The organism is Methylibium sp., from assembly GCF_031393925.1.
Taxonomy (GTDB): domain Bacteria; phylum Pseudomonadota; class Gammaproteobacteria; order Burkholderiales; family Burkholderiaceae_C; genus Methylibium.
The window spans coordinates 1-4,632 of sequence record NZ_JANMWL010000094.1 but is presented as its reverse complement, the minus strand read 5'-3'; the positions used below and the strand labels follow the sequence as shown (position 1 = coordinate 4,632).

The 4,632-nt window shown below is 64.8% G+C and carries 3 protein-coding genes and 1 pseudogene; 1 reads left to right on the top strand and 3 read right to left on the bottom strand.

All coding sequences use genetic code 11. The features are described from left to right. Nucleotides 1–437: universal stress protein (locus RMO12_RS05650; protein ID WP_309638541.1), on the bottom strand; the 437-nt coding region annotated here is incomplete at its 3' end. A 50-nt stretch (nt 438–487) separates the two neighbouring features. Then, nucleotides 488–1,450 carry an NAD-binding protein gene (locus RMO12_RS05645; RefSeq protein WP_309638540.1) on the bottom strand — a complete coding sequence of 321 codons (963 nt, stop codon included), beginning with the start codon at nt 1,448–1,450 and terminating at the stop codon, nt 488–490. Between the two features lie 340 nt (nt 1,451–1,790). On the opposite strand from RMO12_RS05645, the pseudogene RMO12_RS05640 reads away from it, so the two are divergent. Continuing rightward, nucleotides 1,791–3,077 (top strand): annotated as a pseudogene (locus tag RMO12_RS05640) (IS3 family transposase); the annotation flags it as partial. Nucleotides 3,078–3,366: 289 nt separating this feature from the next. Here the strand turns inward: RMO12_RS05640 and RMO12_RS05635 are convergent. Further along, the coding region (locus RMO12_RS05635; RefSeq protein WP_309638539.1) for a DUF6537 domain-containing protein at nt 3,367–4,632 on the bottom strand (1,266 nt) is incomplete at its 5' end.

Genomic DNA, 4,632 nt, shown 5'->3' with positions numbered 1-4,632 from the left:
ACAATCAACACCGGGCGCGAGTGTTTGCGCAGTACCTTCTCGGCGGTAGAGCCAAGAAACAGCTCGCGCAGGAAACTGCCGCCGTGAGCCCCCAGCACCACCATACCGGCGTCGATGGACTCGGCGTGGCGCACGATATCGACGTGAGCGCGGCCGATAGCCAGGGTAGTCGTGACCGGAATACCGTGTTTTTCAGCAAGGTTGCGCGCCGCCTCATTCATTTGCTTCCGCGCCGAATCGAGCAGCCGCTGTTCGGTTTCCTGCGGCGTTTGGGTAGCCAGGTGGCGCAGCGATTCCAGCGCCAGGTTGCCGATGACATGCAGCAAATCCAGCGATTCACTGCCCAGTTCGCGCGCCAGCATGGCGGCTCGGGTTTCTGCCCGGCCCGCATACCAGGACAGGTCGGTGCCTGCCACTATTCGCTTTAGTATGGACATAATCAGTCTCCTTCCATAGCTGTCAAGTCCCGCCAGTCTTCTTCGCCGAGTCAGCCGAGCAGGGCGCGCTCGGCGCGCTGCAGATCGTCGGGCGAGCCGAATAGCACAAGGACATCGCCCGTTTCCAGTCGAGTCTCACGCGCTGGCTTGAGTTGCCGTTCCCCCCGCCGTACCAAGGCAGTGATCACGATGCCATCGAGATCGAGCTCTCCTAGCGCACGTCCCACGACAGGGCTGTCCGGCGGCAGGACCAACGGCCGGAGTCGGTCGGCGTCTTGTTCCTGCGGCATTTCCGCAAGCGTGTTGTCGCCCCGAAAGAACTCGCGCAGCAAATGATAGCGTCCTTTGCGCTGTTCCTGCATGTGGCGCATCACACGCGAAATGGGCACGTTCAGCAACAGCAGGGCTTGTGCTGCGATCATCAGACTAGCCTCCAGTGTCTCCGCCACAACCTCTGCCGCGCCCGCTGCCCGCAGTTCATCGACGTGGCTCTCATCGCGCGTGCGCACCATGACAGGAAGACCCGGCCGCAGGCTGCGAATGTGATGCAGAACTTTGTGGGCCGAGGTCACGTCTTCGTGGCTGATGACGAGCAGCCGCGCAGTGCTGACACCCACTGCTTCGAGAATGTCGCGTTCGCCAGCGTCGCCGTAAAAGACCCGCTCGCCGGCGATGTGCGCTTCTTTCACTTTGACCGGATCCAGATCCAGTGCCACGTAAGGAATCTGTTCTTTTTCCAGAAAGTGGGCCACGCTCTGGCCTATGCGCCCGTAACCGCAAATGATGACGTGATCGCGAACATGGCCGACGCTCTCTATGCTGCGTTGCGGCGCTACTTCCTCTTGCTGCTGGATAGTGCGCGGCGCGCAAAGGCGAGCGAGCGCATGGTTGTAGCGGATGATAAACGGCGCAACGATCATGGAAAACAGCACTGCGGTCAACACAATCTGCCCCGCATGCGGCTCGATCACGCCCCCGTGCAGCGCGATGGCGAGCAGAGCAAAAAGCGGCAAGCCGATGCTGGGATGACGCTGAAGTTTTTGCCGAATCGTGCATTGGCATGGACGACTTCCTCCCGAGCGCCGACCGAAGCGAGAGGACCAGCGGGAAAGCGACCGCAGCCGGAGAAGCTATCAGAACCTTGTATCTTTGAATTGAAGGAGTAAAGATAGTGGTGGCAGGCTGTGGAGCTTGTGGGCGAAGGTCGGCGCGGTGGGCAACGCGCAGCGTTGTCCACGGCAAGCCGGCCGGTGCGCGAAGCGCATCGTCCACAAATCCACAGCCTGGTGCTGCGGCGATTTCGCCCAGGTCGTGACCCTGTTCAACCACAGGGGGCGTTGATGAGAGAACACATTGGCACGTTACGGACAGACATTCAAAAACAGAGCGGTGGCACGGTTGCTGCCGCCGCAGAGTGCGGCGCTTGACGCTGTCGCGCGTGAGGTGGGCATCGGCGTTGCGACGCTGGAGCGCTGGCGCAGCGAGGCGCTGGCCAAGCCGGCCCGCGAACAGGTGTGGACGGCCGCAGCCCGCTTCGATGCCGTGCTGACCACCGCCTCCATGGACGAGGCCGGCAAGAGCGCCTGGTGCCGAGCGCATGGCACCTACGCGCAGCAGCTCGCTGCCTGGCAGCAAAGCGCCACCCAGGCTCTGGCCGAGCCCGGCGAGATCCGAGCCAGCCCGCTGCAGACCCAGCAGGCCCGTCGGCGCATCAAGGAGCTCGAGCGCGAGCTCTTGCGCAAGGACCGCGCGCTGGCCGAGACCGCTGCCTTGCTGGTGCTGTCAAAAAAAGTCGGGGCGATCTTCAACCTGGGCGAGGCCGAATGATCAGCCTCGGAGATCGCACAACCCTTGCCCTTGGCATCCACACCGCGCACGCGGCCGGTGCCCGTTTGCACCTGGCCTGCGAGATCGTCGGCATCGACTTGCGCACCTTGCAGCGATGGAAGGCCTGCGCGGGCCTCACAGCGGGCGACCGCAGGCCTGGGGCGGTGCGCCCGGCGCCTGCCCACGCGCTGAGCCCGGCCGAGCGCGCTGAAGTGCTGACTGTCGCCAACGAGCCGCGATTCGCCGACGTGCCGCCGGCGCGCATCGTGCCCAAGCTGGCTGACGAGGGCGTGTACCTCGCCAGCGAGTCCAGCTTCGCCCGCGTGCTGCGCGAGCATGGCCAGAACGCGCATCGCGGTCGTGCCAAGGCGCCCAGAAAGGTGCGCCCGCCGACCACCCACATCGCCAGCGCGCCGCGCCAGGTCTGGTGCTGGGACATGACCTACCTGCCCACGCTAGTGCTCGGGCAGTGGTTCTACCTGTACCTGATCCTGGATTTGTACAGCCGCAAGGGTCGTGGGCTGGGAGGTGCACGAGCGCGACGACTCGGACCATGCCGCGCACCTGGTGCGGCGCACGGCGCTGGCCGAAGGCATTGCGGCCTTGACCGCCAAGCCGGTGCTGCACGGCGACAACGGCTCCACGCTCAAGGCCACGACGGTGCTGGCCATGCTCGACTGGCTGGGCATCAAGCCGTCGTACTCGCGCCCTCGGGTGAGCGACGACAACGCCTATGCCGAAAGCGTGTTCCGCACCGCCAAGTACCGACCGGAGTTCCCGGCCAAGGGGTTTGCCGACCTCGCCGGCGCCCGAGCCGTTCTGAATAAGAGCAGTTCCAATTGACGCACTGCACTGGCTTGGCTCCGATGTCACACCCAGTGCTTCATTTGCAGAATATTGGTTCAGGCTAGCCGTTTATTAGTTCAAATTTGCAGTTTATTCGTTCTGCGACAGCCAGATCGACCTGCGCCTTGCTGGGCTCGGCCAGGTATTGGAACAGCCCTGCCTTACCTCCGGGCGCGTCTCGGTCGATGGGGCTCGGCAGGCTCAATGACAAACCATTCGCGCGCCAGACCAGCACGCGCGGGGAAAACTCTTGCCCTCAGGCCGCTTGCCGCAAGACGATCACGCGCCGCTGCAATGCCTCGAGCAACTCGCGTTCGCGTTTGCGGGTGGGCTGGGTACTCCTGGCGCGAACGTGGCCGTAGCCTCGAATCTGTTCCGGCAACGAGGCCAGCGCCACCGCAGCGTCGTGGTGCGCGCTGTCTCGCGTCTGTTCGAGCACCGCCAGCGCGGTCGACATGTTCTGCTCGTATTGCGCGATCAGCGAACGCTCGGTGCGCCGCTCCGCGCTGTAGCCGAAAGCATCGAAGGCCGTGCCGCGCAAGAAGCGCAGCTTGGCGAGAACGCGGAACACAGGGACGATCCAGGCGCCGAATTCACGCTTCTTCTGCTCACCGGTCAGCGCGTCGCGCCGCGACAGCAAGGGTGGCGCCAGATGGAAGACGAGCTTGTAGTCGCCCTCGAACTGCTGTGCCACGCTGGCGAGGAACCCGCTCTGCACATGCAGGCGCGCGACCTCGTACTCATCCTTGATGGCCAGCAACTTGAAGTAGTACTTCGCGGCGGCTTCAGTCAGCGAACTGCGGCCGGTGAAGGCCCGCTGCTCCACCGCACGCACCCGCGCCACCAGATCGAGGTAGCGCTGCGCATAGGCGGCGTCCTGGTAGTCGGTGAGGAATTTCCGGCGCGTCTCGATGGCTTCTTCCAGGCTCTTGACCGGCGCTGGCGAGACGCCGGTGCCGGCCGCTGCACGCTTGGACGCCAGCAGGCGCTCGACCGCCTTGGCGTCAACCGCCGTGCGCCGGCCCCACAGAAAGGCGTCCTGGTTCATCTGCTTCGCGGTGCCGTTCAGGACGATGGCGGCCTCGATGGCGCTGGCCGAAACCGGAATCAAGCCACGCTGGTAGGCGAATCCGAGCATGAACATGTTGGCAGCGATGCTGTCGCCCACCAGCGCGGTGGCGATCCGACCGGCGTCGACGAATTCCGCGCAGTCTTCACCCACGGCGTCGACCACGTTGCCACGCAGCCCGTGGCTCGGGAATTTCATGTCGGCGTCGCGCGCGAACTCGCCCGGCATCTTCTCCTGGGTGTTGACCAGCATCCGGGTGCTGCCGTGCCGCACCGCCGCCAAAGTCTTGGAGTTGCCCGCCACGATCATGTCGCAGCCCAGCACCAGATCGGCGCCGCCGGCGGCGATGCGGATGGTCTTGATCGACTCCGGCGAGGGGCCGAACCGCAGATGGCTCCAGACCGACCCGCCCTTCTGCGCCAGCCCGGCCATGTCGAGCAGGCCGCAGCCCAG